The sequence below is a fragment of the Pseudomonas wadenswilerensis genome (genome assembly GCF_900497695.1).
GTDB classification, from domain to species: Bacteria; Pseudomonadota; Gammaproteobacteria; order Pseudomonadales; family Pseudomonadaceae; genus Aquipseudomonas; species Aquipseudomonas wadenswilerensis.
Window position 1 is genome coordinate 509164 of the sequence record NZ_UIDD01000010.1, and the last position, 24676, is coordinate 533839.

The window sequence follows — 24676 nt, forward strand, 5'->3', positions numbered from 1 at the left end:
CCGATGAGAAACCTCAACACCTCCGTGCTCGGCAGCGTCGCCCTGCTGATCCTGTTCCTGCTGCTCTGGCAGTGGGGCCCCGGCCTGCTCGGCATGCCCGAGTTCGTCATGCCGCAACTGAGCCGCGTGGCCCAGGAAAGCCTGGTCATGTGGCAGTCCAGCGGCCTGCTGCAACACACCCTGATCACCGCCTTCGAGATCATCGTCGGCTTTGGCCTCGGCGCCCTGCTGGGCGTGGCCATCGGTGTGTCGCTGGGCCTTTCGCCGTCGGCCGAAGCCATGCTCTCGCCGTACATCCTGGCCCTGCAGATCGCCCCGAAGGTCGCCTTCGCGCCGCTGTTCGTGATGTGGCTGGGCTACACCATCTACCCGAAGATCCTCATCGCCATCCTCATCGTGTTCTTCCCGGTGATGATCAACGTGCTCTCGGCGATCCGCACGGTTGACCCGGACATGATCAACCTGGTGCGCACCATGAACGCCAGCCGCTGGCAGATCTTCCGCCTGGTGGAGTTCCCTTCGGCCATGGCCGCGCTGTTCTCCGGCCTGCGCATCGCGTCGACCCTGGCGGTGATCGGCGTCACCGTCGGTGAGCTGGTCGGCGGCAACCAGGGCCTGGGCTTCCTCTTGGTCGACGCTGAAGGCCAGGGCAACACCGCCGGGGTCTTCGTCGCCATCGTCATGCTCACCCTGATCGGCGTGCTGGCTTACGGCGCGGTGGTCTGGGCCGAGAAACGCGTCCTGCACTACCTGCCCAAAGCCATGCTGAGTACCCAATGATGAGCCCATTCAACTCCATGCTCGAAGGCCGCCGCGTGCTGGTCACCGGGGGCGCCCGCGGCCTGGGCTATGCCTTCGCCCAGGCCATCGGCCAGGCCGGCGCCCGGGTGGTGATCGCCGACATTCTCGAAGAGCGCGTGCTGCAGGCGGCCTGCGAGCTGCGCGAACAAGGCTTGCAGGTGACCGGCGTGACGCTCGACCTGGGCAGCCCGGAATCGATCAATGCCTGCGTCGCCGAGGCCGTTGCCGCACTGGGCGGCCTCGACGGCCTGGTCAACAACGCCTCGATCACCAACTCCGGCGGCAAGACCTGCGAGCAACTGGACATCGACACCTGGGACCAGGTCATGCAGGTCAACGTCCGTGGCACCTGGCTGATGACCCGCGCCTGCCTGCCGGCCCTGCGTGTCAGCGGCAAGGGTGCGGTGATCAACCTGGCCTCCGACACCCCGCTGTGGGGCGCGCCGAACCTGCTGGCGTATGTCGCCAGCAAGGGCGCGATCATCGCCATGACCCGCAGCCTGGCCCGGGAACTTGGCACTGACAACATCACCGTCAATGCCATCGCCCCCGGCCTGGTGCTGGTGGAAGCCACGGCCTATGTGCCCGAGGCGCGCCACCGCCTGTACACCGAACAACGGGCGATCCAACGCCCGCAACTGCCAGAAGACGTCAGCGGCGCCGTGCTGTTCGCCCTGTCCGACCTGTCGCGCTTCATCACTGGACAAACCCTGCCGGTCAACGGCGGGTTCGTCATGCCTTGACCAAGGAGAAACCCATGACCGACCTATCCGTACACAACAACGCTGCAAAGACCTGGGAACAACCCGCAGGCTCGGACCTGGCTGGCTGGATGCAGACCCGCATCGCCCGCTATGAAACCCGCAAGTACGACTGGGATGCGCTGAAGTTCCAGGCCGACTACGACCCCAAGTTCCGCCGCGCGCAAATGCGTTACGTCGGCACCGGGGGCACCGGGGTCAACAGCGACATGAACACCATCCCGTCGGAGAACTTCACCTTCTCGACCATGGTCATCCCGGCCGGCCATGAAGGCCCGCCGCATATCCATACCGACGTCGAGGAAGTGTTCTTCGTGTTGCGCGGCAAGCTCAAGGTGATCATCGAGAAAGACGGCGAGCGCTTCGAAACCGTGCTCACCGACCGCGACCTGATTTCGGTACCGCCGGGCGTGTACCGCGAAGAGATCAACATCGGCGATGAAGACGCGCTGATGTGCGTGATGCTCGGCGCGAAAAAGCCGGTCACCCCGACCTACCCGCCAGCGCACCCGCTGGCCTCGATCAAGCGCGGTTAAGCCCATGTTGCACGCCACCGATCACGCGCTCGCCGCCCTTGAGGCCCAGTTGCAGCAGCGCTTTCCCCAGCGCCTGGTGCCACTGGCCGGCGGCGCCCAGGCGATCCGCGAAGCCGGGCACGGGCCTGCCATCGTGCTGCTGCATGGCATTGGCTCGGGCGCTGCGTCCTGGCTGCAGGTGGCGCTGCAACTGAGCCCCCACGCCCGGGTGATTGCCTGGGATGCACCGGGCTATGGCGACTCAAGCCCGCTGGCCGCCCCTGCACCGCAAGCGGCGGACTATGCCCGGCGCCTGCTGCAATTGCTCGACGCGCTGCACATCGACGACTGCGTGCTGGTCGGCCATTCCCTGGGCGCTCTCAGCGCCGCGGCGTTGACCCATCGGCAGCCGCAACGGGTGCGCCGCCTGGTGCTGATCAGCCCGGCCCGCGGCTATGGCGACCCGGCCCGGGCCGAGCAGGCCCGGCAGGTGCGCAGCCAGCGCCTGCACAACCTCGAACAGCTGGGCATCAGCCAGATGGCCCGCCAGCGCAGCGCCCACATGCTCTCGCCAACGGCCAGCAGCGATGCCCGCGCCTGGGTGCAATGGAACATGGCGCGCCTGCTGCCCCAGGGTTATCGCCAGGCCATCGAGCTGCTGTGCGGCGATGACCTGCTGCGCTACGCCGCCCTGGCCGTGCCCTGCGACGTTTACTGCGGCGCCGCCGACAGCATCACCCGCCCTGAGGACTGCCAGGCCCTGGCCAAGGCCCTGGGCGCCAGTTTTGCGCTGATTGCCGAGGCCGGCCACGCCAGCCCCATCGAACAACCCGACGCGGTGGCAGGGCGCCTGGCCCTGGCCCTCGAAGACTCCCTGACAGGTACTGCGCTATGAATGATTCGGATCTGTTGAAAGACAACCAGGACAAGTACATCGTCCCCGGCCTTGAGCGCGGCCTGTTGCTGCTCTGTGAATTCAGCCGGCAAAACCGCACCCTCACCGCACCGGAACTGGCGCGGCGTCTGGAGCTGCCGCGCTCGACCATCTTCCGCCTGCTGACCACCCTGGAAACCATGGGCTTCGTCACCCGCAGCGGCAACGAGTACCGCCTGGGCATGTCGGTACTGCGCCTGGGCTTCGAATACCTGGCCTCGCTGGAACTGACCGAGCTCGGTCAGCCGCTGCTGGCGCGGCTGTGCGATCACCTTAATTACCCGAGCAACCTGGTGGTGCGTGACGGTCGCTCGATCGTCTACGTGGCCAAGGTTTCGCCACCGTCGGTGTTCTCCAGCGCCGTCAACGTCGGCACCCGCCTGCCGGCCCACGCCACCGTGCTGGGACGCATCCTGCTCGAAGACCTGAGCCTGGCCGAGCTGCGCGAGCTGTACCCGGAAGAACATCTGGAACAGCACTCGCCGTGCACGCCGAAAACCGTGCTGGAGCTGTTCGACCTGGTGCAAAGCGACCGTCAGCGCGGCTATGTCAGCGGCGAAGGTTTCTTCGAGTCGTCGATCTCGACCATCGCCGCCCCGGTGCGCGATCACAGTGGCCGGGTGGTTGCCGCGATGGGCGTGACCATTCCCACCGTGCAGGTTGGTCACATCAATTTTGACGGCTTACTCGGCCATGTCCGTGGCAGTGCCGACGAGCTGTCGCGCCTGCTCAACTACACCCCGCACGCAGGCTCCAGCCGCGTCACCGCGCTGATGAGGGACTGACATGAGCAACCTCTATCAACTGCAAGGGCGCACCGCCATCGTCACCGGCGGCTCCTCCGGGATTGGCCTGGCTTGCGTCGAGCAACTGCTCGAAGCCGGCGCCGCGGTGGCCTTCTGCGGCCGTGATCAACAGCGCCTGGACAGTGCCGAAGCACGGCTGCGCGAGCGCTTCCCCGAGGCGCGTTTGCTGGCCCAGGTCTGCGACGTGCTCGACAGCCAGTCGGTGCAGGCCTTCGCCGCCGCCAGCCTGGCCGCGCTGGGCCCGGCCCAGGTGCTGATCAACAACGCCGGGCAAGGCCGGGTCTCGACCTTCGCCGACACCACCGACGAAGCCTGGAGCGAAGAGCTGCAACTGAAATTCTTCTCGGTGATCTACCCGGTGCGCGCCTTCCTCCCCCAACTGCAAGGCCAGGCCGGTGCCTCGATCGTCTGCGTCAACTCGCTGCTGGCCAGCCAGCCGGAGCCGCACATGGTCGCCACCTCGGCGGCCCGTGCCGGGCTGAAGAACCTGGTGCGCTCGATGGCCACCGAGTTCGCCGAACAAGGCATCCGGGTCAACGGCATCCTCATCGGCCTGGTCGAGTCCGGCCAGTGGCGCCGGCGCTTTGAGGCCCGCGAAGAGCGCGGCCTCGACTGGTCGCAATGGACCGCACAACTGGCACAACGCAAACACATTCCCCTGGGTCGCCTGGGGCTGCCCAAAGAGGCTGCCCAAGCAATCCTGTTCCTGGCTTCGCCCCTGTCGGCTTACACCACTGGCAGCCATATCGATGTTTCTGGAGGCCTGTCCCGCCATGCGTAATGAAAACACTGTCACCGTTGGCGCTGCCATCACCGCGTTCCTCGAACAATGCGAGGTCAAGGCCGCCTTCGGCGTGATCTCGATCCACAACATGCCGATCCTCGATGCCTTCGCCGTGCGCGGCAACATCCGCTTCGTCATGGCCCGCGGTGAAGCCGGGGCGACCAACATGGCCGATGCCTATGCCCGCACCACCGGTGGCCTGGGCGTGTGCCTGACCTCCACCGGCACCGCTGCGGGCAACGCTGCCGGTGCGCTGGTCGAAGCACTGACCGCCGGCACGCCGCTGCTGCACATCACCGGGCAGATCGAAACGCCGTACCTGGACCAGGACTTTGCCTACATCCACGAAGCCCGCGACCAGCTGACCATGCTCAAGGCCGTGTCCAAGGCGGCCTTTCGCGTGCGCAGTGTCGAGACCGCGCTGAGCACCCTCAAGCTCGCCGTGCAGACCGCCCTCACCGCACCGACCGGCCCGGTCAGCGTCGAGATCCCGATCGATATCCAGTCGACCTTCATCCCGATGCCGACCGACCTGTCGCCGCTGCCGATCCCGGTTGCCGTGCCGGCGCCTGAAGCCCTGGACCTGGTCGCCGAACGCCTGGCCAGCGCCACCCGCCCGCTGCTCTGGCTCGGCGGCGGCGCCCGCCACGCCGGCGCGCAGGTCAAGCGCCTGCTGGACATGGGTGTCGGCGTAATCACCTCGACCCAGGGTCGCGGCGTGGTCAACGAAGACGACGAGCGCTGCCTCGGCGCCTTCTCGCAGAACAAGCTGGTCGAAGGCTTCCTGCAAAGCTGCGATGCGCTGGTGGTAGCCGGTTCGCGCCTGCGCAGCAACGAGACCTTCAAATACGCCCTGAAGCTGCCGCGCACCACCCTGCGCATCGACGCCAACCCGGCCATCGAAGGACGCAGCTATTCCAGCGAACTGTTCATCTGCGGCGACTCGGCCCTGGCCCTCGATGGCCTGGCTGATCGGCTTGAAGGCCGGCTGAACATCGACCCGAACTTCATCGACGAGTTGAAGGCGGTGCGCACGCAGTCCCGCGCGCAACTGGTGGCCGACCTCGGCCCGTACTCGGCGATGGTCGAACAGCTGCAAGGGCTGACCGGGCGCAACTTCTCCTGGGTGCGCGACGTGACCCTGTCCAACAGCATCTGGGGCAACCGCCTGCTCAACCTCTACCACCCGCTGGCCGGCGTGCACGCCCTCGGCGGTGGCATCGGCCAAGGGTTGGCCATGGGCATCGGCGCGGCGGTGGCTGCGGCGGAAACCGACCCGCAGCGCAAGGTCTTCGCCCTGGCCGGTGACGGCGGCTTCATCCTCAACCTCGGTGAGCTGGCGACCCTGGTGCAGGAGAAAGCCAACGTGGTGATCCTGCTGATGAACGACCAGCGCTACGGGGTGATTCGCAACATCCAGGACGCCATCTACGGCGCCCGCCACGCCTATGTCGAACTGCACACCCCGGACTACACCAAGCTCGCCGAGTCCATCGGCCTGCGCCATGGCCTGGTCAGCGACCTCAAGGACTTCGGCCCGGTGCTGGACAACGCCCTGAGCCAGGGCGGGCCGTTCCTGCTGGAAGTCGACATGCTCAGCGTCGGCGGCTTTGCCACCCAGTTCGCCGGCCCGCCCAACAGCGAAACCAAAGCCCAGAAAGCCACGGCCTGAGGACTTGAAGATGCTCAATATCACCATGATCGGCTGCGGTGCCATTGGCGTCGCAGTGCTGGAACTGCTGGAGAACGACCCGCAGCTGCGCGTCGAGCATGTGATCGCCTCGGCCGGCTCCGAAACCCTGGTAGAGCAGCGCCTGGCCAGCTTCAAGCGCCCGCCGCAGGTGCTCACCGCCCTGCCCGCCGACGCCCGCCCGGACCTGCTGGTGGAGTGCGCCGGGCACAAGGCGATCGAGGAACACGTACTGCCGGCGCTGGAGCGCGGCATCGCCTGCCTGATCGTCTCGGTCGGGGCCCTGTCGGAGCTGGGCCTGGTCGAACGCCTGGAGGCTGCCGCCGCCCGTGGCAACACCCGCATCGAGCTGCTGCCCGGCGCCATCGGCGGCATCGATGCGCTGTCGGCGGCCAAGGTCGGTGGCCTGGATTCGGTCGACTACACCGGCCGCAAACCGGCCAGGGCCTGGAAGAATACCCCGGGCGAGCAGGTCTGCGACCTGGACGCCATCGACCAGGCCACGGTGATCTTCGAAGGCAGCGCCCGCGAGGCAGCACGCCTGTACCCGAAGAACGCCAATGTCGCCGCCACCCTGTCGCTGGCCGGGTTGGGCCTGGACCGCACGCGGGTGACGCTGATTGCCGACCCGCTCAGCGAAGAGAACGTGCACCACTTCGAAGCCCGTGGCGCCTTCGGCGGTTTCGAGATGAGCCTGCGCGGCAAGCCGCTGCAGGCCAACCCGAAGACCTCGGCGCTGACCGTCTACAGCGTGGTCCGTGCCCTGGGCAACCACGCCCATGCCATTTCCATCTAGGGGAACGACGATGACTCTGGAACAGACTTTACCTATCTGCGTCGCCGGCACCTGGCGCCTGGGCGGTGGCGAGCGCTACGCCACGCGCTACCCGGCCACGGGCGAGCCGGTGGCCTGGCTCAACGCCGCCAGCCTCGAGGATGTCGAAGACGCCGTGCAAGGCGCCCATCAGGCGTTTCTCAACAGCGGCTGGGCCCAGCGCAAGCCCCACGAACGCGCCACAGTGCTGTACCGCATCGCCGAGCTGATCCGCCAGCGCAGCGAAGAGCTGGCGCAATTGCAGCGTCAGGACAACGGCAAACCGATCAATGAAACCCGGGCGCTGGTGGCCAGCGCCGCCGGTACCTTCCAGTTCTTCGCCGCCGCCTGCGAAACCCTGGAAGAAACCATCACCCCGTCGCGCGGCGACTTTGTCAGCATGAGCGTCTACGAGCCGATGGGCGTGGTGGCGGCCATCACCCCGTGGAACTCGCCGATCGCCAGCGAAGCGCAAAAGGTCGCCCCGGCCCTGGCCGCCGGCAACGCCGTAGTGATCAAGCCGGCGGAAATCACCCCGCTGCTGGCCCTGCAACTGGCACAGATCTGCGAAGAAGCAGGTTTGCCCAAGGGCCTCGTCAGCGTGTTGCCGGGCAAGGGCTCACTGCTCGGTGATGCGCTGACGCAGCACCCGCTGATCAAGCGTGTGTCGTTCACCGGCGGGACCAAAACCGGCAAGCACATCGCCCATATCGCCGCCGACAAGATGATGCCGGTGTCGCTGGAGCTGGGCGGCAAGTCGCCGACCATCGTCCTCGATGACGCCGACCTCGATCACGCCGTGGCCGGAGTGTTGTACGGCATCTTCAGCTCCTCGGGCGAGGCCTGCATTGCCGGTTCGCGGCTGTTCGTCGCCCGCGCCCTGTATGCGCCGTTCATGCAGCGCCTGGTGGCCGGGGCAGCGCGTTTGCGCCTGGGTGACCCGGCTGACGAATCGACGCAGATGGGCCCGCTGATCAGCGCCGCGCACCGCGAGTCGGTGGAGCGCTATGTCGCTCTCGGCCTGGCCGAAGGCGGTCGCCTGCTGCTCGGCGGTCAGCGCCCCAGCGGCGGCATCTACGATCAAGGCTACTTCTACCCGCCGACCATCCTCGAAGGCCTGGGCAACAACCAGCAGACCTGCCAGGAAGAGATCTTCGGCCCGGTGCTGGTGGCCCTGCCGTTCGACAGCGAAGCCGAGCTGATCGAGCAGGCCAACGACAGCCTCTACGCCCTCGCCGCCGGCATCTGGAGCCGCGACTACAAGCGCGCCTGGGCCCTGGGCCGCAAGATCCAGGCCGGCACGGTGTGGATCAACACCTACAAGCAGTTCTCCATTTCCACGCCGTTCGGCGGCTGGCGTGACAGCGGCCTGGGCCGCGAAAAGGGCCGCCTGGGGATCCTGCAGTACATGGAACAGAAAAGCCTCTACTGGGGCATGAACGAACAACCACTGGCCTGGGCCGGTGCGGAGGCAAGGCCATGAGCGTATTGGGCATCGATGAAGTCACCTACGGCGTCGAAGACCTCGCCACCTGCGTGCGCTTCTTCAGCGACTGGGGCCTGGACAAGGTCAGCGAACAGGCCGACGAGGTGATCTTCGAAACCCTCAACGGCTGCCGGGTGGTGTTGGCCGACATCAACAAGGCCGGCCTGCCAGCGGCCATCGAGCCGGGCTCGACCGTGCGCGAAGTGGTCTGGGGCGTGGAGAGCGAAGCCGATCTGGCCCTGTACAGCCAGCGCATCGCCAACGACCCGGGCTTTGTCGAAGGTAACGGGCGCATCGGCTGCACCGACCCCAACGGCCTGGCGATCCGCCTGCAGGTGACCCGCAAGCGCGCGCTGGATATCGAGTGCAGCGGCCACAACACCTGGCAGACCAAGGGCCGGATCAACAAGCCGGCGCCGGTCTACGAGCGCGCCACGCCGATCGAAGTCGGCCACGTGGTGTTCTTCGTCAAGGATGTGAATGCCTGCGAAGCCTTCTACCACGAGCGCTTCGGCTTCCAGGCCTCGGACCGCTACCCCAATCGCGGCGCGTTCTTGCGCACCGCCGAGGAAGGTGGCCACCACGACCTGTTCATGCTCCAGCTGCCCGCGCCACGGGCCGGCCTTAACCACGTGGCCTTCACCGTGCGCGACCTGCACGAAGTGTTTGGCGGCGGCATGCACATCTCGCGCAGTGGCTGGGCCACCGAGATCGGCCCGGGCCGCCACCCGGTGTCGTCGGCGTTCTTCTGGTACTTCAAGAACCCGGCCGGCGCCCTGGTCGAGTACTACGCCGACGAAGACCAACTGACCGGCGAATGGCAGCCGCGCGAGTTCGAACCGGGCCCGACGGTGTTTGCCGAATGGGCGATTGCCGGCGGCATCGATGGCAATACCCGGCGTCAGCAGCATGTCGAGGCGCCGCAAGGCAAGTTCCTTACCGACAAACCCAAACCCTGAGCAGGAGTCGTCCATGTCTTCGCTGAACATTGCCATCAACGGTGCCGGCATCGGCGGCCTCACCGCCGCCATTGCCCTGCGCCAGGCCGGTCACCAGGTCACGGTATTCGAACAGTCCAAAGCGTTTTTGCGGGTTGGTGCCGACATCAACCTCACGCCCAATGCCGTGCGCGCCCTCGACGGCCTCGGTGTAGGCCCGGCCGTGCGTATCCCGGCAGCGCGCCCCACCCATCGCATCAGCCGCCTGTGGAACACAGGCGAAGAAACCTCGCGCCTGGAGATGGCCGATGCCGCCGAAAGCCAGTATGGCGCCCCGCAACTGACCATCCACCGCGCCGACCTGCTGGCCGCCCTGGCCGAAGTGTTCCCGCTGCAGAACGTGCAGTTCGCCAAGCGCGCCGAACAGGTGCTGCAGGATGCCAGCGGCGTCGAGTTGCGCTTCAAGGATGGCAGCCACCATCGTGCCGACCTGCTGATCGGCGCCGACGGCATTCACTCGGTGGTGCGCAACGCCCTGTTCGGTGAAGAGCAGCCACGCTTCACCGGCGTGGTCGCCTACCGCGCCGTGGTCCCGGCCAGCCGTGTGGCCCAGGTGCCGAACATCCAGGCCTTCACCAAATGGTGGGGGCCGAACCCGCAGAGCCAGATCGTCACCTTCCCGCTGAACCAGGGCCGCGACATCTTCATCTTCGCCACCACCGCCCAGGACAGCTGGCACCTGGAGTCCTGGACCACCGCCGGTGACGCCGCCGAGCTGCGCAGCCACTACCAGGACTTCCACGCCGACGCCCGGGCCCTGCTCGACGCCTGCGACGATGTCCTCAAGACTGCGCTGTACGAACGCGACCCGCTGCCGTACTGGTCCGAAGGCGCGATCACCCTGCTCGGTGATGCCTGCCACCCGATGATGCCGTTCATGGCCCAGGGCGCCGGCCAGGCCATCGAGGATGCGGTGGTGCTGGCCCGTCATCTGCAGAACGTAAACAGCCCTGCGCAGATCGCCAGCGCGCTGCAGGGTTATCAGCTGGCACGCCTGGAGCGTACCAGCCAGATCCAGATCGGTTCGCGCGGCAACCAGTGGCTCAAGGCCGGCGGCAACGCCGACTGGGTCTACGGCTATGACGCCTGGGCCGTGCCCACCGCCAGCGCCGCCTGAGGCCTGAACATGAGCGAAACGATGCAACTGACGGTGCTGCTCAAGCACGACCAGTCAAAGAACCTGGAAGAGATCCAGGCGCACATGAAAACGATGGGCTGGTGGGACAGCTTCCCGCCTGCTGGCGTCGAGCTGGTGTCCTGGACCGTGGCCATGGGCCTGGGCCAGATCGTCACCCTGCGCCTGCCGCCGAGCCTGCTCGGCAAGGTCAATGTGGAACTGGAGCGCGCCGCCTGGGGCGTGTTCCGCACCGAATGCTATCCGACGTACGACTTTGTCCCGGTCCGCGAAATGATCCGCGAACGGGTCCGCAATGGAGGTCAATGACATGAGCAACAACCAACCGTACCTGGAGCCCCATCAGGCGCGCAAACGGCCCAACACCCCGTTCGAGGAGCTGCTCGGCGACTCCATCGAGCGCGCCTACGGCAACGGCGTGACCCAACTGCCCGAATTGCTGGCGCACCTGAACCTGGCCGGGCCGCCCTGCCCGCTGACCAGTGGCGAGTGGACCGAAGATTCCTATAAAACCCTGATGGCGCGGCTGGGCGCATGACCCGCCGGAGGTAAAACAAGATGAATATGCAATTCACCGTCGATCCTGTTGAGAACCACCTGGCCAACGGCCTCAAAGACCTCTGGTTTCCTGTGTTGCCCTCGCAGCTGCTTGGCGAGAAGCCGGTGTCGGTGCGCCGCCTGGGCTACAAGATCGCCCTGTGGCGCGACAACGATGGCAGCGTGCATGCCCTCGAAGACCACTGCCCGCACCGTGGCGCGCCGCTGTCCCAGGGCCCGGTGCTGGGCGACCGCCTGCAGTGCCCGTACCACGGCGTCGAAGTACGCTGCGACGGTACCGTGACCAAGGTCCCCGGCAGCCCGGGCTGCAAGCTCGAAGGCAGCCGCCCGACGCGCATGTTTCACACCCGTGAAGCGGCCGGGGCGATCTTCCTCTTCAACGCTACCGAGCCGCACCTGGACACCCCGCCGGAACTGGTGCTGCCCGAGCAGCTGACTTCGCCCGAGTGGAGCAGCTTCCTCTGCTACACCGAGTGGCAAGGCGATTACCGCTACGTGCTCGACAACGTCATGGACCCGATGCACGGCACCTACCTGCACAAGATGTCGCACTCGATGAGCGAAGGCGAAGCCACCGCCAAGTTCGTCACTCGCGATACCGAGCAGGGTTTCTTCTTCGAGAAGGAAGGCCAGCGTGGGGTCAACTTCGACTGGACCGAATTCCTCGACAACGGCTGCCACTGGCTGCGCCTGGAAATTCCTTACCCGAAGACCGGCGGCCCGGGCGGCAACTTCACCATCATCGGCAGCTACACCCCGAGCAGCCGCAGCCTGTCGGCGGTGTTCCACTGGCGCGCGCGGCCACTGACCGGCTGGCAGCGCGACACCTGGCGCTTCCTCTACAAGAACCGCCTGGAAGCCCGTCACTGGGCGGTGCTGGAACAGGACCGGGTGCTGCTGGAGTTCATGGAGTACGACGCCAACCAGCGCGAGAACCTCTACCAGCATGACCTGGGTGTGGTGCGCCTGCGCCGCTACCTGAAAGGCAAGGCCAAGGAACAACTGGCGCTGATCGAAGCGAAACAGCTGTGATGAACCTGGCCGTACAACGTATCCAGGCCCAGGGCTTGACCGAGCCGGCCAGTGCCAGTTGGTCCAACGCCCTGCTGCTCGGCAACGACCTGGTGATGTCCGGCATGACCGGTCATCCCGCCACCCGTCAGGCCGTCGAGCGCGGCACGCCACTGGGTGCTTACCAGCAGACCCTGGTGGTGCTGGACAAGGCCCGGGCACTGGTGGAAGCGGCAGGCGGCCACATCGGCAATATCTATCGGCTGACGGTGTACCTCACCGACATTGCCGACAAGGACGAAGTGGGTCGCGCCCGCCGCGACTTCTTCACAGGTTTTGCCTGCTACCCCACCTCCACCCTGGTTGCAGTGAGCGCCCTGGTGTTCCCTGAACTGCTGGTGGAAATCGAAGCCAGCGCCCGGCTCGACATTGACTTGCGCACTGCGCCATTGAGGTGACCGATGTCCAACTCCTCTACCATCACCGCGCTGGTGCACACCCTGCGCCACGAAGCCGAAGGCATCATCAGCGTCGAACTGCGCCCGTGGGGCGATACCGTGTTCGCGCCGTTCGAAGCCGGCTCGCACATCGACCTGCACCTGCCCAACGGCCTGGTGCGCAGCTATTCATTGCTCAACTCGCCGAGCGACCAGGGCCGTTATGTGGTCGGCATCCTGCGTGATCGCAACAGCCGCGGCGGCTCGGCGTTCGTCCATGAGCAACTGCGCGTTGGCACGCAACTGAACATCTCGCCGCCACGCAACAACTTCGCCCTCGACCCGCACGCCAGCCACAATGTGCTGGTGGCCGGGGGTATCGGCATCACGCCGATCTACTGCATGTTTCGCCAGTTGCTGGCCCTGGGTAAATCCGCCGAGCTGGTCTACTGCGCCCGCTCACGCAAGGAAGCGGCGCTACTGGAAGAGCTCAGCGGGGTCGATGCCAAGGTGCTCTACCACTTCAACGACGAGAAGAACGCGGTGCCGGACCTGGCTCACTACCTGGCCGGGCAGCCCAGTGATACGCACTTCTACTGCTGCGGCCCGACGCCGATGCTCGATGCCTTCGAGAGCACCTGCGAAAGCCTGGGCTACCCCCATGCCCACATCGAACGCTTCACCGCCGCCGAGCTGCCGCCTTCGGAAGATGCCCAGGACAGCTACAGCGTCGAGCTGAAAAAGTCCGGCAAGACGCTGAACATCGAGCCCGGATTGAACCTGCTCGATGTGCTGCTCGAAGCCGGTTGCGATATCGAATACAGCTGCCGCGAGGGTGTATGCGGCTCGTGCGAGACCCGGGTGCTGGAGGGTGATATCGACCACCGCGATGGTGTACTGACCAAGGCCGAACGGGCGGCGAATACATCGATGATGGTCTGTGTGTCGGGCTGCAAGAGCCGGCGCATGGTGCTTGACCTGTAACTGTTGCAACACGCGCAATTGGCCGGCACCGGGTGTGCCGGTTTTTTTTGCGCGGCTTTCAGGACCTGTGGGAGCTGGACTTGCCAGCGATGGGCCGCAAAGCGGCCCCAAAACAGTCAATTACTTATTCATTGATAAAACAACCCACGCACTGTCAACGCGCGCTGTGCAGTTAAACCGCACTGCCATTGCCCACTGCTGTTACTTAAATCCCGGCCTGTTCCACCCACGGCACAACTTCATGTGTTTCAGATATAAATAATTGTTTTACATGATATTTATCTGACAACAAACCGTTTATCCGCACTGGCACAGTTCCTGCTCTTTCCCTCTCGAGTTCAAATATAAAAACAACGTACCACCTATAAAACAATAAAAAACCCACCGATGCGCCACCGCTGACTCTCGCTTAACGCCTTGCTCAAGGCGGCGGACAGCTGTTGCCCACAGAAACTGCTCAACCTTGCGGGGCATTGATATGAACAAGTACGTGATAAGCCTGGGCCTGATCATCAGCAGCGCCGCCAGTTTCGCTTCCGAGCCCGGCCCTGCGGCGCCGGACCAGCCGCCAGCAGTGAAAAAACCATTCCCGCACATTGCCTGGCGCAGTGACGACGGCCAGAGTTCGCTGGATATCGGCGGCGCGCTGCGGGTCAACTACCGCGATGAACACTGGGACACCACCGAGAACAACGGGCGTTTCCTCTTTGATACGTTCCGCCTGGATGTCCAGGCCACCCACAAACAACTGTTCAGCGATGTCGGCTACTGGTTCCAGGATGATGGCAAGCGCTCGATCGACCGCGGCTACGTCGGTTATCGCTTCAATACCAATTCCAACGTGCAACTGGGCGCGCCGTTCAAACCCTTTGGCCTTGAGCCGTACCCGCAGTTTGGCTGGAGTTACCACATCCCGTTTTTCATGGGCTATGGCGTCAGCGCCGGCACGGGCCTGAAATACAGCTACAAGGACAAGGACTGGGACCTGCAACTGGGCTACTTCCCGCGCATGCTGCCCAGCGGCATTCGCTACTCGCCGGAAGTCGGCCGTTATAGCGATCTCGACGACAACGCCGTGGCCTTCACCCAGTCGCGCCAGGACAACGAGAAGCGCAACCAGGTCAATGCCCGGGTCGCCCGGACTTTTACCGGTGACGGCTGGAAAACTGAAATCGGTGCCTCGCTGGCGGCGGCCGAACTGTACAACGCCACTACCCGTGACGATGGCGACTACTGGGCAGGCGGCGTGCATGCGATCGTCAACGCCGGCAACTGGACCGTGACCAGCCAGGCCATACGTTACGAATACGATCCAGAGAACCCCGACGGCGTCAGCAATGACTCGGTGCTGATGGGCGGCAACGGCCTGACCCCGGCCTACCTGATCGCCTCCAAGGCCACCATCGGCTCGATCAACGTCGGCTACGACATCTTCACCCCGAGCCTGGGCCAGTTGAAGAAGATCAAGGTGTACAACGACTACAGCCGCATGATGAAAGACAAAAGCGGCTGGGATGATTCGCAGATGTTTACCGTGGGCGCGCAGTTTCTGGCCATGCCGATCATGGCCTGGGTCGACTTCACCTGGGCGAAGAACGCCAACCCCTTCGGCGGCGCCGAGAACGGCACGGGCTGGACCAACACCAACTCGGTCGGCAGCAACGACTGGTACTACCGCACCAACATCAACATCGGCTACTACTTCTGAGGGCAGGCCGCCCGGCGTTGTGCCGGGCGGCCTGCAGTGCTAGTCAGCTTGCAGTTGCGCCTGTGCGGCAGCCGGCTTGCGAAACACGAACAGCAGGCCAATGACGATCAGCCCCATGCCCAGCAAGCTGAGTGCCGCCAGACGGTTGCCGAAGATCAGGTAGTCCATCACCGCAGTGACGGCCGGCACCAGGTAGAACAGACTGGTGACATTGACCAGATTGCCCTTGGCGATCAGCCGGTACAGCAGCAAGGTCGCCAGCAGCGACACCACCAGTCCCATCCACAACAAGGCGCCAATGAAGCTGTCGGTCAGCTCCACCTGCAGCGGCTGAAACGGTGCGAACACTGCACACATCAACAGCCCGGCAAGGTACTGCAGCGGCAAGGTGCCCATGGGGTTGCTGGTGATGCGTTTTTGCATGATCGAACCAAAGGTCATGCTCATCAGCGCCAGCAAGGCAAACAACATGCCGCCCAGCGACACACCGCCGAGGTTGATGCCCTGGTAGACCACCATGATCAAGCCGCTCAAGCCCAGGCCCAGGCCGAACAGCCGGCTCCAGGAGCGCTGACGCTCCATCAGCACCACGGTGAGGATCGGTTGCACGCCCATGACCGTGGCCATGACCCCGGGAGTGACGTGGGTGTTGAGCGCCAGCAGGTAGAAGATCTGATAGGCACCCAGCAACACGCAACCCGTGGCCAGTGCTTGCAACACCGCCGGGCGGGTGCGCGGCCAGTGCAATCTGAGCAACGGGCTGAGCAACAGCAGGCCCGCCAGGGCCAGGGCCGAACGCAGCAGCAGGAAGGCAAAGGGGCTGGCGTGGGCCAAGCCAAGCTTGGAGACGATCGCCCCGCTACTCCAGAGCAGGACGAACAGGCTGGTAGTGGCCGCCGAGGCCACGGATTGTTTCGATAAAACAGACATGAATGCCACCTGTAATTCGGGCAGATAAGCCGAACGGTGCCACCCGCGAGGGGCAGCCAACCGTATTCAGTAGGGTGCAGGTGTGTGGGGACGCAGCGATTGGCCGCTTAGCCCAGCACTACCACGCTTGGCGGTGCAACGCTGCACACGACCACGCTACTGACAGGTGGGGGGTAGTGACTGATCATGGCCGGCTGCTGAATCCCGCGCACAACGACAACCGCGTCAGGCGCGGTAGCGAATACGGTGGATAGGCAGGAAGCTGGCATGAGCAGGTCTTCGGTGAGGTGAAGTGGGGTGACTATAGACCAGCCTGTTTCAGGCTGGCAAGTCGGTGGTGAATGCAGATCCACTGTGGAAGCCGGCCTTGCCGGCGATGGGCCGCAAAGCGGCCCGAAACAATCAGAACAACCAGCGATACAGCAGGTAGGCAACCACCACCGCCAGCACCGGTCGCAACACCCGGTAGGCTTTGGGATTGGCTCGCTTGAACTGCTTCACGCGGCTGCTGATGACATTGCTGAAACGCTTGCTCCAGGCATAGGCCTGGTTAATCCCGCCAACGCGTTCTTCGTCGGTGTTCTGCGGCGCGGTGGCGCGGCCGAGGAAGGCACTGACCTTGCGGTTGATGCGGGTCATCAGCGGGCTGTTAAGCGGCCGCTCGACGTCGCAGAAGAGGATCACCCGGGTGGTCTCGGTTTCGTTCTTCACCCAGTGCACGTAGGTTTCGTCGAACATCACGTCTTCACCGTCGCGCCAGGCATACACCTGGCCATCGACGTAGATCCGGCAGTCGTCGGAGTTCGGTGTCGACAGGCCCAGGTGATAGCGCAGGGAACCGGCGAACGGGTCACGGTGCGGGTTCAGGTGACTGCCGCCAGGCAGCAAGGCGAACATCGCGCCCTTGACGTTGGGGATGCTGTTGACCAGCTCGACGGTCTTCGGGCACAGCGCCTCGGCCGAGGGCAGCGGCTTGTCATACCACTTCAGGTAAAAACGCTTCCAGCCCTTCTTGAAGAACGAACCGAAACCGGCGTCGTTGTCTTTTTCGGCGGCGCGGATATAACCCTCGTCGAACAGGTGCATGGCCTCTTCGCGAATCACTTCCCAGTTGTCCTTGAGCACGTCGAGTTCAGGGAAGCGGCTGCGGTCCAGGTACGGCTTGGACGGCACACCGGAAAACAGGTACATCAGGGCGTTGTAGGGGGCGAACAGCGCCGAATGGTTGACGAACTGGCGCAACATTGGCAAACGCGCCTTGCCGCGCAGGTGTACATACAGCGTGCTGCCGAAAAACAGCAGCAGTACACCTGCCTTGGCGACAAAGGAAAAGGTCATGCAACACTCCTTGGAATTTCGATCAGGCCATCACTGCCGGATTAATCGAACATATTAACCGATCCGGCCCCGGTGAAAACCTGCGGGGCCGGGATTCAGTGTCAAGGATTGTGCAACAATCGACGCTGGCGGTTATTGCCCAGGATCAGCACCGCCGCGACTTACTGCTGGGTTTCCTGCTCGGTGAACAGGTCGGCGAACAGCATGCTCGACAGGTAACGCTCGCCGGAATCCGGCAGGATCACGACGATGGTCTTGCCTTGCATCTCCGGTTTTTCCGCCAGGCGCACCGCCGCGGCCATGGCCGCCCCGGAGGAAATGCCGCAGAGGATGCCCTCCTCCTGCATCAGGCGCAGGGCCATGGCCTTGGACTCTTCGTCGCTGACCAGCTCGACCTGGTCCACCAGGGACAGGTCGAGGTTCTTCGGCACGAAACCGGCGCCAATGCCCTGGATCTTGTGCGGGCTGGGCTTGATCTCTTCACCGGCGCGGGCCTGGGTGATCACTGGCGATACGATCGGCTCGACCGCTACCGACAGGATCGCCTTGCCCTGGGTCTGCTTGATGTAGCGCGACACGCCGGTAATGGTGCCGCCGGTACCGACGCCGGACACCAGTACATCGACCGCGCCATCGGTGTCGTTCCAGATTTCAGGGCCCGTGGTCTTCTCGTGGATCGCCGGGTTGGCCGGGTTTTCGAACTGGCCAGGGAGGAAGTACGCCGACGGCTCGCTGGCGACGATCTCGTTGGCCTTTTCGATAGCGCCTTTCATGCCCTTGGCCGGCTCGGTGAGCACCAGTTCCGCGCCCAGGGCCTTGAGCACCTTGCGCCGCTCGATGCTCATCGATGCCGGCATGGTCAGCAGCAGCCTGTAGCCACGGGCAGCGGCGACAAAGGCCAGGCCGATGCCGGTATTGCCCGAGGTGGGCTCGACGATGGTCATGCCCGGCTTGAGTTTGCCGCTGCTTTCGGCGTCCCAGATCATGTTCGCGCCGATCCGGCACTTGACCGAATACCCGGGATTGCGCCCTTCGATCTTGGCCAGCACGGTCCCCCCGCGCGGGGCGATGCGGTTGATCTGCACCAGCGGTGTATTGCCGATGGAATGCGCGTTGTCAGCAAAGATGCGGCTCATGGCGGGGTCCTTTTATGCACCAGGCGGAAAACTTCAAGGGTAAGCCTGCAACGCCAGTGCGTCCACAACCGGCGAACCCCTGCAACTGACAGGGGTCAACCGATCACCACCTTGCCGGAAACCGCCGCCGATGAAACGCCGCTACCGCTGGCCCTTGTGGGGGCTTTTAGGCATCGCCCTGTTGCTGCTGGCCCTGCACCTGACCTTGCCGGTGCTGGTGCGCAACTACCTCAACGATAAACTCGCCGACATGGGCGACTACCGCGGGCAGATCACCGACGTCGACCTGGCGCTGTGGCGCGGCGCCTACAAGATCAACGGCCTGAACATCGTCAAGACCAGCGGCAAGGTCCCGGTGCCGTTCCTGGAGGCACCGTTGATCGACCTGTCGGTCAGCTGGCATGCGCTGTGGCACGACCAGGCAGTGGTGGCTGAAGTGATCTTCCTCAAGCCACAACTGAATTTCGTCGACGGCACCAGCAAGCAGACCTCGCAAACCGGTCAAGGCACCGACTGGCGCCAGCAGCTGGAAAAACTGCTGCCGATCACCCTCAACGAAGTGCGCATCGACGACGGTATCCTGAGCTTTCGCAACTTCAACTCCAAACCGCCGGTCAACCTCAAGGCCACCCAGCTCGACGCCAGCATTCGCAACCTGACCAACGTCGAGGACCGCAAGGGCCGGCGCGATGCCACCTTTGACGGCAAGGCCCGCCTGCTGGGCGATGCCAGCGTCGAAAGCAGCGCCACCTTCGACCCCTTCAGCGATTTCCAAGACTTCAGATTCCGCCTGCGCGCCACCGGTATTGAACTGCGCCGACTCAACGACTTTGCCAGTGCCTACGGCAAGTTTGATTTCAATGCCGGCCATGGCGACCTGGTGATCGAGGCCGAAGCCGAGAAAGGCCGGCTCAAAGGCTACATCAAGCCGCTGCTGCGCGACGTCGATGTGTTCAACTGGCAACAGGACGTAGAAAGCAAGGACAAGGGCTTTTTCCGCTCGATCTGGGAAGCCCTGGTCGGCGGCGGTGAAACCGTGCTGAAGAACCAGCGCAAGAACCAGTTCGCTACCCGCGTGGAACTCAGCGGCAGCGTGCATAAAAGCGATATCAGCGCCTTCGAGGCGTTCTTGCAGATATTACGCAACGGCTTCGTCCAGGCCTTCAACTCCCGCTATGAACAGCCACCGCCCAAGGCTGACTGAGTCACCGAGTGACGGTCCATTCAGAGACTGAATGGGCCGTCTGCGTTCCCAGTCGCCCGGAGCCCGCGTTATAGTCGTGCATGACAATTTTTCCGCCAGGGGCCATGTACCCCCGGCGCTACGTTAGAGGATCGGTTCATGAAGTTCGAAGGCACCAGCGCTTATGTCGCTACAGACGACCTGAAACTGGCGGTCAACGCGGCGATCACCCTGGAGCGGCCGCTGCTGGTCAAGGGCGAGCCGGGCACCGGCAAGACCATGCTTGCCGAGCAACTGGCCGAATCCTTTGGCGCCAAGCTGATCACCTGGCACATCAAGTCGACCACCAAGGCCCACCAGGGCCTCTACGAGTACGACGCGGTCAGCCGCCTGCGTGACTCGCAACTGGGCGTCGACAAGGTTCATGACGTGCGCAACTACCTGAAGAAAGGCAAGCTCTGGGAGGCTTTCGAGTCCGAAGAGCGGGTCATTCTGCTGATCGACGAGATCGACAAGGCCGACATCGAGTTCCCCAACGACCTGTTGCAGGAACTGGACAAGATGGAGTTCTACGTTTACGAGACCGACGAGACGATCAAGGCCAAGCAGCGCCCGATCATCATCATTACCTCGAACAACGAAAAAGAGCTGCCGGACGCCTTCCTGCGCCGCTGCTTCTTCCATTACATCGCCTTCCCCGACCGCACCACCCTGCAGCAGATCGTCGATGTGCACTACCCGAACATCAAGCAGGACCTGGTCAGCGAAGCGCTGGACGTATTCTTCGACGTGCGCAAGGTGCCGGGCCTGAAGAAAAAGCCGTCCACCTCCGAGCTGGTCGACTGGCTCAAGCTGCTGATGGCCGACAACATCGGCGAAGCGGTGCTGCGCGAACGCGACCCGACCAAGGCCATCCCGCCGCTGGCCGGGGCCCTGGTCAAGAACGAACAGGACGTGCAGTTGCTCGAGCGCCTGGCCTTCATGAGCCGTCGCGGTAACCGCTGAGCCGGGAGCAATAGCCATGCTGCTCAATCTGTTCAATGAAATGCGCGCGGCCAAGGTGCCGGTTTCGGTGCGCGAACTGCTCGACTTGCTCAATGCCCTCAAGCAGCGCGTGACCTTTGCCGACATGGACGAGTTCTACTACTTGTCGCGGGCCATCCTGGTCAAGGACGAGCGCCATTTCGACAAGTTCGACCGGGCGTTTTCGGCCTACTTCAAGGGCCTGGAGAACCTCGACCGGCACCTGGAAGCGCTGATTCCCGAAGACTGGCTGCGCAAGGAGTTCGAGCGCTCGCTGACTGACGAGGAGCGCGCGCAGATCCAGTCCCTGGGTGGGCTGGACAAGCTGATCGAAGAGTTCAAGAAGCGCCTTGAAGAGCAAAAGGAACGCCATGCCGGCGGCAACAAGTGGATCGGCACCGGCGGCACCAGCCCGTTCGGCTCGGGCGGCTTCAACCCCGAGGGCATCCGCGTCGGCGATGCCGGCAAGCGCCAGGGCAAGGCGGTCAAGGTCTGGGACCAGCGCGAGTACAAGAACCTCGACGACCAGGTCGAACTGGGCACGCGCAACATCAAGCTGGCCTTGCGCCGGCTGCGCAAGTTCGCCCGCCAGGGTGCGGCCGAAGAGCTGGATATCGACGGCACCATCGACCACACCGCCCGCGATGCCGGCCTGCTCAACATCCAGATGCGCCCGGAGCGGCGCAACAGCGTCAAGTTGCTGCTGCTGTTCGACATCGGCGGCTCGATGGACGCCCACGTGAAGATCTGCGAAGAGCTGTTCTCGGCCTGCAAGACCGAGTTCAAGCACCTGGAGTATTACTACTTCCACAACTTCGTCTACGAGTCGGTGTGGAAGAACAACCTGCGCCGCACCTCGGAGCGCACCTCGACCCTGGACCTGCTGCACAAGTACGGCGCCGACTACAAGGTGGTGTTCGTCGGCGACGCGGCCATGGCGCCCTATGAAATCACCCAGCCGGGCGGCAGCGTCGAGCACTGGAACGAAGAAGCCGGTTACGTGTGGATGCAGCGCTTCATGGAGAAGTACAAGAAGCTCATCTGGATCAACCCCTACCCGAAGGACACCTGGGGCTATACGGCCTCGACCAACATCGTTCGCGAGCTGGTCGAGGACCGGATGTTTCCGCTGACCTTGCGCGGGCTGGAGGAAGGGATGCGGTTTTTGTCCAAGTAGACACGGGGCCGCTACGCGCCCCATCGCCGGCAAGGCCGGCTCCCACAGAGGTTTGCATTCACCTGTGGGAGCTGGCTTGCCAGCGATGAGGCCCTCTCAGCCAACAAACCTTTCAAGAAACGCCCGCTGCTCAAGCCACGCAATCTCCTGCACCACCGGCCGAAACCGCACCACACTCCCCGGCAGCATCTGCGCCATCCTCGCCAGGGCCAGCGGCGTCAACGCGCCCAGGCGTGGATAACCACCAATGGTCTGACGGTCATTGAGCAGCACGATCGGCTGGCCGTCCGGCGGCACCTGCACCGCGCCTAAAGGGATACCTTCAGAGATCATCGCCGGGCCCTGATACTGCAACACCGGCCCCAACAGGCGAATGCCCATGCGATCGGCCCGGCTGTCGAGGGTCCAGTCACGGTTGAACGCTTCGAACAGGCTCATACCGCTGAAGTCGCCGATCTGCGCCCCCAACAGCAGATCAAGCGGCAACCTGTCGGTAAAGTCCGGCCAGAACGCCTCCGGCACTTCTTTAGGCGCCGGTGCCGCACCGCCATATTCCAGCTGTTGGCCCTTGGCCAGCGGCGAACCCAGGCCATCCAGCCCGCCCAGTTCCTCGCGCACCACGCTGGCACAACTACCCAGCACCTGCGGCGCCTTGAAGCCACCCGGCGCGGCGATGTAGGCACGGGCACCGTGCAACGGCGCATTCAAGCGCAGGCGCTGGCCCTTGTTCATGCTGAAGCTGCGCCAGGGCTTGAGCGGCTGGCCGTCGAGCCGTGCGTCCAGGTCGGCACCGGCCAGGGCCAGGCAGCAGTCCTGCTCGGCAATCAGGCTGAAGCCACCGAGGGTGACCTCGACCACGGCGGCCCCAGGCCCATTGCCCAGCAGCCAGTTGGCCCAGCGCATCGACACCCAGTCCAGCGCCCCGCCCTGGGTCACGCCCAGGTGGCGCACGCCAAAGCGCCCGGCATCCTGCAACAGGCACAGCGGCGTGCTGGCCTCGATCGACAAGCGGCTCATGCCTGTGCCTCCAGCGGGGTATCGTCGCCGCCCAGGTTGATGAAGGTCGCGCGCTCGACAGCGACGAAACGTACCCGATCGCCTGGCTGCAGCAGGCTGTAGCCCTCACGCTGACGGTCAAAGAGTTTGCTCGGGGTGCGCCCGATCAGGTTCCAGCCACCAGGGGAAACCGCTGGATAGGCGGCGGTCTGCCGCTCGGCAATCCCGACACTGCCGGCCGCCACGCGTTTGCGCGGGGTGGCCAGGCGCGGCGCGGCCAGTGCTTCTTCGACCAGGCCCATGAAGGCGAAGCCGGGGGCAAAGCCAAGGGCGAACACCTGATATTCACGCTCGCTGTGGCGGCGAATGATGTCTGCCACCGTTGTGTTGCAACGCTCGGCCAGCAGCTTCAGCTCCGGGCCGACGCTCAGGTCGTACCACACCGGGATCTCATGCTCACGGCCACCGCTGCCAGCGTCCGCTTGCAGGTCGTTGAGCGCTTCACGGATGCACGCCTGTGCCACGGCTGGTGATACCTGGAGCAGGTCGAAATGCACCATCAGCGTGGTATAGGACGGCACCAGATCAACCAGGCGCTCGGCAAAAGCGCTGCGCAGGCGCTGGCTGGCGGCGAGCATCCACGGCATGTTGCTTTCGTCGATGCGGTCGAACAGGCGCACCATCAGGCAGTCGATGGCCACCACCTCAATACGGTAGTTCATGGCACCGCCTGGGCATCAAGGGCCTGACGGATCTGCCGTACAGCGGCGATCGAGCTGTCGTTGTCGCCATGCACGCACAGGGTATGAGCCTGCAACTGCAACGGGCTGCCATCGCTGGCAATCAGCGGCTCGCCCCGGGCCAGGCGCAGGGCCTGCTCGACGATCACCGCCGGATCGTGGTGCACCGCCCCCGGCAAGCGCCGCGACAGCAGGTGGCCGCTGGCGTCATAGGCGCGGTCGGCAAAGGCCTCGAACCACAGGGTCACACCGTACTCATCACCCAGGGCCTGGGCCGCGCTGTTGTCGGCGGTGGCCATCAGCATCAGCGGCAACTGCCGGTCATAGGCGGCCACCGCTTCCAGCACGGCACGCAGCTTGAGCGGGTCGGCCATCATGTCGTTGTACAGCGCGCCGTGGGGTTTGACGTAGGCAACCTGCGTCCCCTGGGTACGGCAAATGCCGTCCAGGGCGCCGATCTGGTAATGCAGCAGGTCGCGGATTTCCTCGGCGCTGCAGGCCATGGAGCGGCGGCCGAAGCCAGCCAGGTCCTGGTAGGCGGGGTGGGCGCCGATGCGCACCTGGCTGGCCACGGCCAGGGCCACGGTCTTGCGCATGATGCCGGGGTCGCCGGCGTGGAAGCCGCAGGCGATGTTGGCGCAATCAACATAGGGCATGACCTGGGCGTCCAGGCCCATGGTCCAGCTGCCAAAACTTTCACCCATATCGCAATTCAATAGCAGGCGGCTCAC

Annotated in this window: 26 protein-coding genes; 20 read left to right on the forward strand and 6 right to left on the reverse strand. The window is 64.4% G+C overall.

Annotated elements, in window-relative coordinates:
* Positions 1 to 3: 3 nt before the first annotated feature.
* The 17 genes from CCOS864_RS21190 (at position 4) to CCOS864_RS21270 (ending at position 15422) form a co-directional block, all read left to right on the forward strand.
* The gene (locus CCOS864_RS21190; RefSeq protein WP_045193442.1) at positions 4 to 780 is read left to right on the forward strand and encodes an ABC transporter permease; all 777 of its coding nucleotides are present in this window, start codon (positions 4 to 6) and stop codon (positions 778 to 780) included.
* On the forward strand, positions 780 to 1544 hold the full coding sequence (locus tag CCOS864_RS21195; RefSeq protein WP_115088510.1) for an SDR family oxidoreductase: 765 nt from the start codon (positions 780 to 782) through the stop codon (positions 1542 to 1544). The genes CCOS864_RS21190 and CCOS864_RS21195 overlap by 1 nt, the downstream gene beginning before the upstream one ends.
* A 14-nt stretch (positions 1545 to 1558) precedes the next feature.
* Positions 1559 to 2098: a cupin domain-containing protein gene (locus tag CCOS864_RS21200; protein WP_115088229.1), complete on the forward strand. Its 540-nt coding sequence runs from the start codon at positions 1559 to 1561 to the stop codon at positions 2096 to 2098.
* A gap of 4 nt (positions 2099 to 2102) precedes the next feature.
* Positions 2103 to 2972 carry an alpha/beta fold hydrolase gene (locus tag CCOS864_RS21205; RefSeq protein WP_115088230.1) on the forward strand — a complete coding sequence of 290 codons (870 nt, stop codon included), beginning with the start codon at positions 2103 to 2105 and terminating at the stop codon, positions 2970 to 2972.
* Complete coding sequence (locus tag CCOS864_RS21210) at positions 2969 to 3796, forward strand: IclR family transcriptional regulator (RefSeq protein ID WP_115088231.1); 828 nt, start codon at positions 2969 to 2971, stop codon at positions 3794 to 3796. Before CCOS864_RS21205 ends, CCOS864_RS21210 begins: the two co-directional genes overlap by 4 nt.
* 1 nt (position 3797) lies before the next feature.
* On the forward strand, positions 3798 to 4598 hold the full coding sequence (locus tag CCOS864_RS21215) for an SDR family oxidoreductase (RefSeq protein ID WP_115088232.1): 801 nt from the start codon (positions 3798 to 3800) through the stop codon (positions 4596 to 4598).
* Positions 4591 to 6273, forward strand: coding sequence for a thiamine pyrophosphate-binding protein (locus CCOS864_RS21220; RefSeq protein WP_115088233.1), 1683 nt, complete (start codon positions 4591 to 4593; stop codon positions 6271 to 6273). Before CCOS864_RS21215 ends, CCOS864_RS21220 begins: the two co-directional genes overlap by 8 nt.
* Before the next feature lie 10 nt (positions 6274 to 6283).
* Positions 6284 to 7087, forward strand: coding sequence for an aspartate dehydrogenase (locus tag CCOS864_RS21225; RefSeq protein ID WP_115088234.1), 804 nt, complete (start codon positions 6284 to 6286; stop codon positions 7085 to 7087).
* Between the two features lie 10 nt (positions 7088 to 7097).
* Positions 7098 to 8588 carry an aldehyde dehydrogenase gene (locus CCOS864_RS21230; protein ID WP_115088235.1) on the forward strand — a complete coding sequence of 497 codons (1491 nt, stop codon included), beginning with the start codon at positions 7098 to 7100 and terminating at the stop codon, positions 8586 to 8588.
* Positions 8585 to 9550 (forward strand): VOC family protein, encoded by a 966-nt coding sequence (locus CCOS864_RS21235; protein WP_115088236.1) that lies wholly within the window; start codon positions 8585 to 8587, stop codon positions 9548 to 9550. Before CCOS864_RS21230 ends, CCOS864_RS21235 begins: the two co-directional genes overlap by 4 nt.
* Before the next feature lie 13 nt (positions 9551 to 9563).
* Positions 9564 to 10706 carry an FAD-dependent monooxygenase gene (locus CCOS864_RS21240; protein WP_115088237.1) on the forward strand — a complete coding sequence of 381 codons (1143 nt, stop codon included), beginning with the start codon at positions 9564 to 9566 and terminating at the stop codon, positions 10704 to 10706.
* A 9-nt stretch (positions 10707 to 10715) separates the two neighbouring features.
* The gene (locus CCOS864_RS21245) at positions 10716 to 11033 is read left to right on the forward strand and encodes a hypothetical protein (protein ID WP_115088238.1); all 318 of its coding nucleotides are present in this window, start codon (positions 10716 to 10718) and stop codon (positions 11031 to 11033) included.
* A 1-nt stretch (position 11034) separates the two neighbouring features.
* A complete protein-coding gene (locus CCOS864_RS21250) occupies positions 11035 to 11262 on the forward strand; it encodes a recombinase-like helix-turn-helix domain-containing protein (RefSeq protein WP_115088239.1) in 228 nt (75 codons plus the stop codon).
* Between the two features lie 20 nt (positions 11263 to 11282).
* On the forward strand, positions 11283 to 12314 hold the full coding sequence (locus CCOS864_RS21255) for an aromatic ring-hydroxylating oxygenase subunit alpha (protein ID WP_115088240.1): 1032 nt from the start codon (positions 11283 to 11285) through the stop codon (positions 12312 to 12314).
* Positions 12314 to 12751, forward strand: a complete 438-nt coding sequence (locus CCOS864_RS21260) for a Rid family hydrolase (protein ID WP_115088241.1) — start codon at positions 12314 to 12316, stop codon at positions 12749 to 12751. The genes CCOS864_RS21255 and CCOS864_RS21260 overlap by 1 nt, the downstream gene beginning before the upstream one ends.
* Positions 12752 to 12754: 3 nt before the next feature.
* Positions 12755 to 13714 carry a PDR/VanB family oxidoreductase gene (locus CCOS864_RS21265; RefSeq protein ID WP_115088242.1) on the forward strand — a complete coding sequence of 320 codons (960 nt, stop codon included), beginning with the start codon at positions 12755 to 12757 and terminating at the stop codon, positions 13712 to 13714.
* 478 nt (positions 13715 to 14192) lie between these two features.
* Positions 14193 to 15422: a hypothetical protein gene (locus CCOS864_RS21270; RefSeq protein ID WP_115088243.1), complete on the forward strand. Its 1230-nt coding sequence runs from the start codon at positions 14193 to 14195 to the stop codon at positions 15420 to 15422.
* A gap of 39 nt (positions 15423 to 15461) precedes the next feature.
* Here CCOS864_RS21270 and CCOS864_RS21275 read toward each other — a convergent pair whose 3' ends face one another.
* From CCOS864_RS21275 to cysK, 3 genes are all read right to left on the reverse strand, one after another.
* The gene (locus CCOS864_RS21275) at positions 15462 to 16352 is read right to left on the reverse strand and encodes a DMT family transporter (protein ID WP_115088244.1); all 891 of its coding nucleotides are present in this window, start codon (positions 16350 to 16352) and stop codon (positions 15462 to 15464) included.
* Between the two features lie 402 nt (positions 16353 to 16754).
* Positions 16755 to 17690 (reverse strand): aspartyl/asparaginyl beta-hydroxylase domain-containing protein, encoded by a 936-nt coding sequence (locus CCOS864_RS21280; protein ID WP_115088245.1) that lies wholly within the window; start codon positions 17688 to 17690, stop codon positions 16755 to 16757.
* 161 nt (positions 17691 to 17851) lie between these two features.
* Entirely contained in the window at positions 17852 to 18826 is a 975-nt protein-coding gene (gene cysK, locus CCOS864_RS21285) for a cysteine synthase A (RefSeq protein ID WP_115088246.1), read from the reverse strand.
* Between the two features lie 130 nt (positions 18827 to 18956).
* On the opposite strand from cysK, the gene CCOS864_RS21290 reads away from it, so the two are divergent.
* From CCOS864_RS21290 to CCOS864_RS21300, 3 genes are all read left to right on the forward strand, one after another.
* Entirely contained in the window at positions 18957 to 20030 is a 1074-nt protein-coding gene (locus tag CCOS864_RS21290; protein ID WP_115088247.1) for a DUF748 domain-containing protein, read from the forward strand.
* Positions 20031 to 20168: 138 nt separating this feature from the next.
* Positions 20169 to 21014, forward strand: coding sequence for an AAA family ATPase (locus CCOS864_RS21295; RefSeq protein WP_115088248.1), 846 nt, complete (start codon positions 20169 to 20171; stop codon positions 21012 to 21014).
* 16 nt (positions 21015 to 21030) lie between these two features.
* On the forward strand, positions 21031 to 22209 hold the full coding sequence (locus tag CCOS864_RS21300) for a vWA domain-containing protein (protein ID WP_010223112.1): 1179 nt from the start codon (positions 21031 to 21033) through the stop codon (positions 22207 to 22209).
* A 96-nt stretch (positions 22210 to 22305) separates the two neighbouring features.
* Here CCOS864_RS21300 and CCOS864_RS21305 read toward each other — a convergent pair whose 3' ends face one another.
* The 3 genes from CCOS864_RS21305 to CCOS864_RS21315 are packed head-to-tail and all read right to left on the reverse strand — an operon-like array spanning position 22306 to position 24676.
* A complete protein-coding gene (locus CCOS864_RS21305) occupies positions 22306 to 23226 on the reverse strand; it encodes a 5-oxoprolinase subunit C family protein (protein ID WP_115088249.1) in 921 nt (306 codons plus the stop codon).
* Complete coding sequence (gene pxpB / locus CCOS864_RS21310; protein ID WP_115088250.1) at positions 23223 to 23927, reverse strand: 5-oxoprolinase subunit PxpB; 705 nt, start codon at positions 23925 to 23927, stop codon at positions 23223 to 23225. The genes CCOS864_RS21305 and pxpB overlap by 4 nt, the downstream gene beginning before the upstream one ends.
* Positions 23924 to 24676 (reverse strand): 5-oxoprolinase subunit PxpA, encoded by a 753-nt coding sequence (locus tag CCOS864_RS21315; RefSeq protein ID WP_095161870.1) that lies wholly within the window; start codon positions 24674 to 24676, stop codon positions 23924 to 23926. Before CCOS864_RS21315 ends, pxpB begins: the two co-directional genes overlap by 4 nt.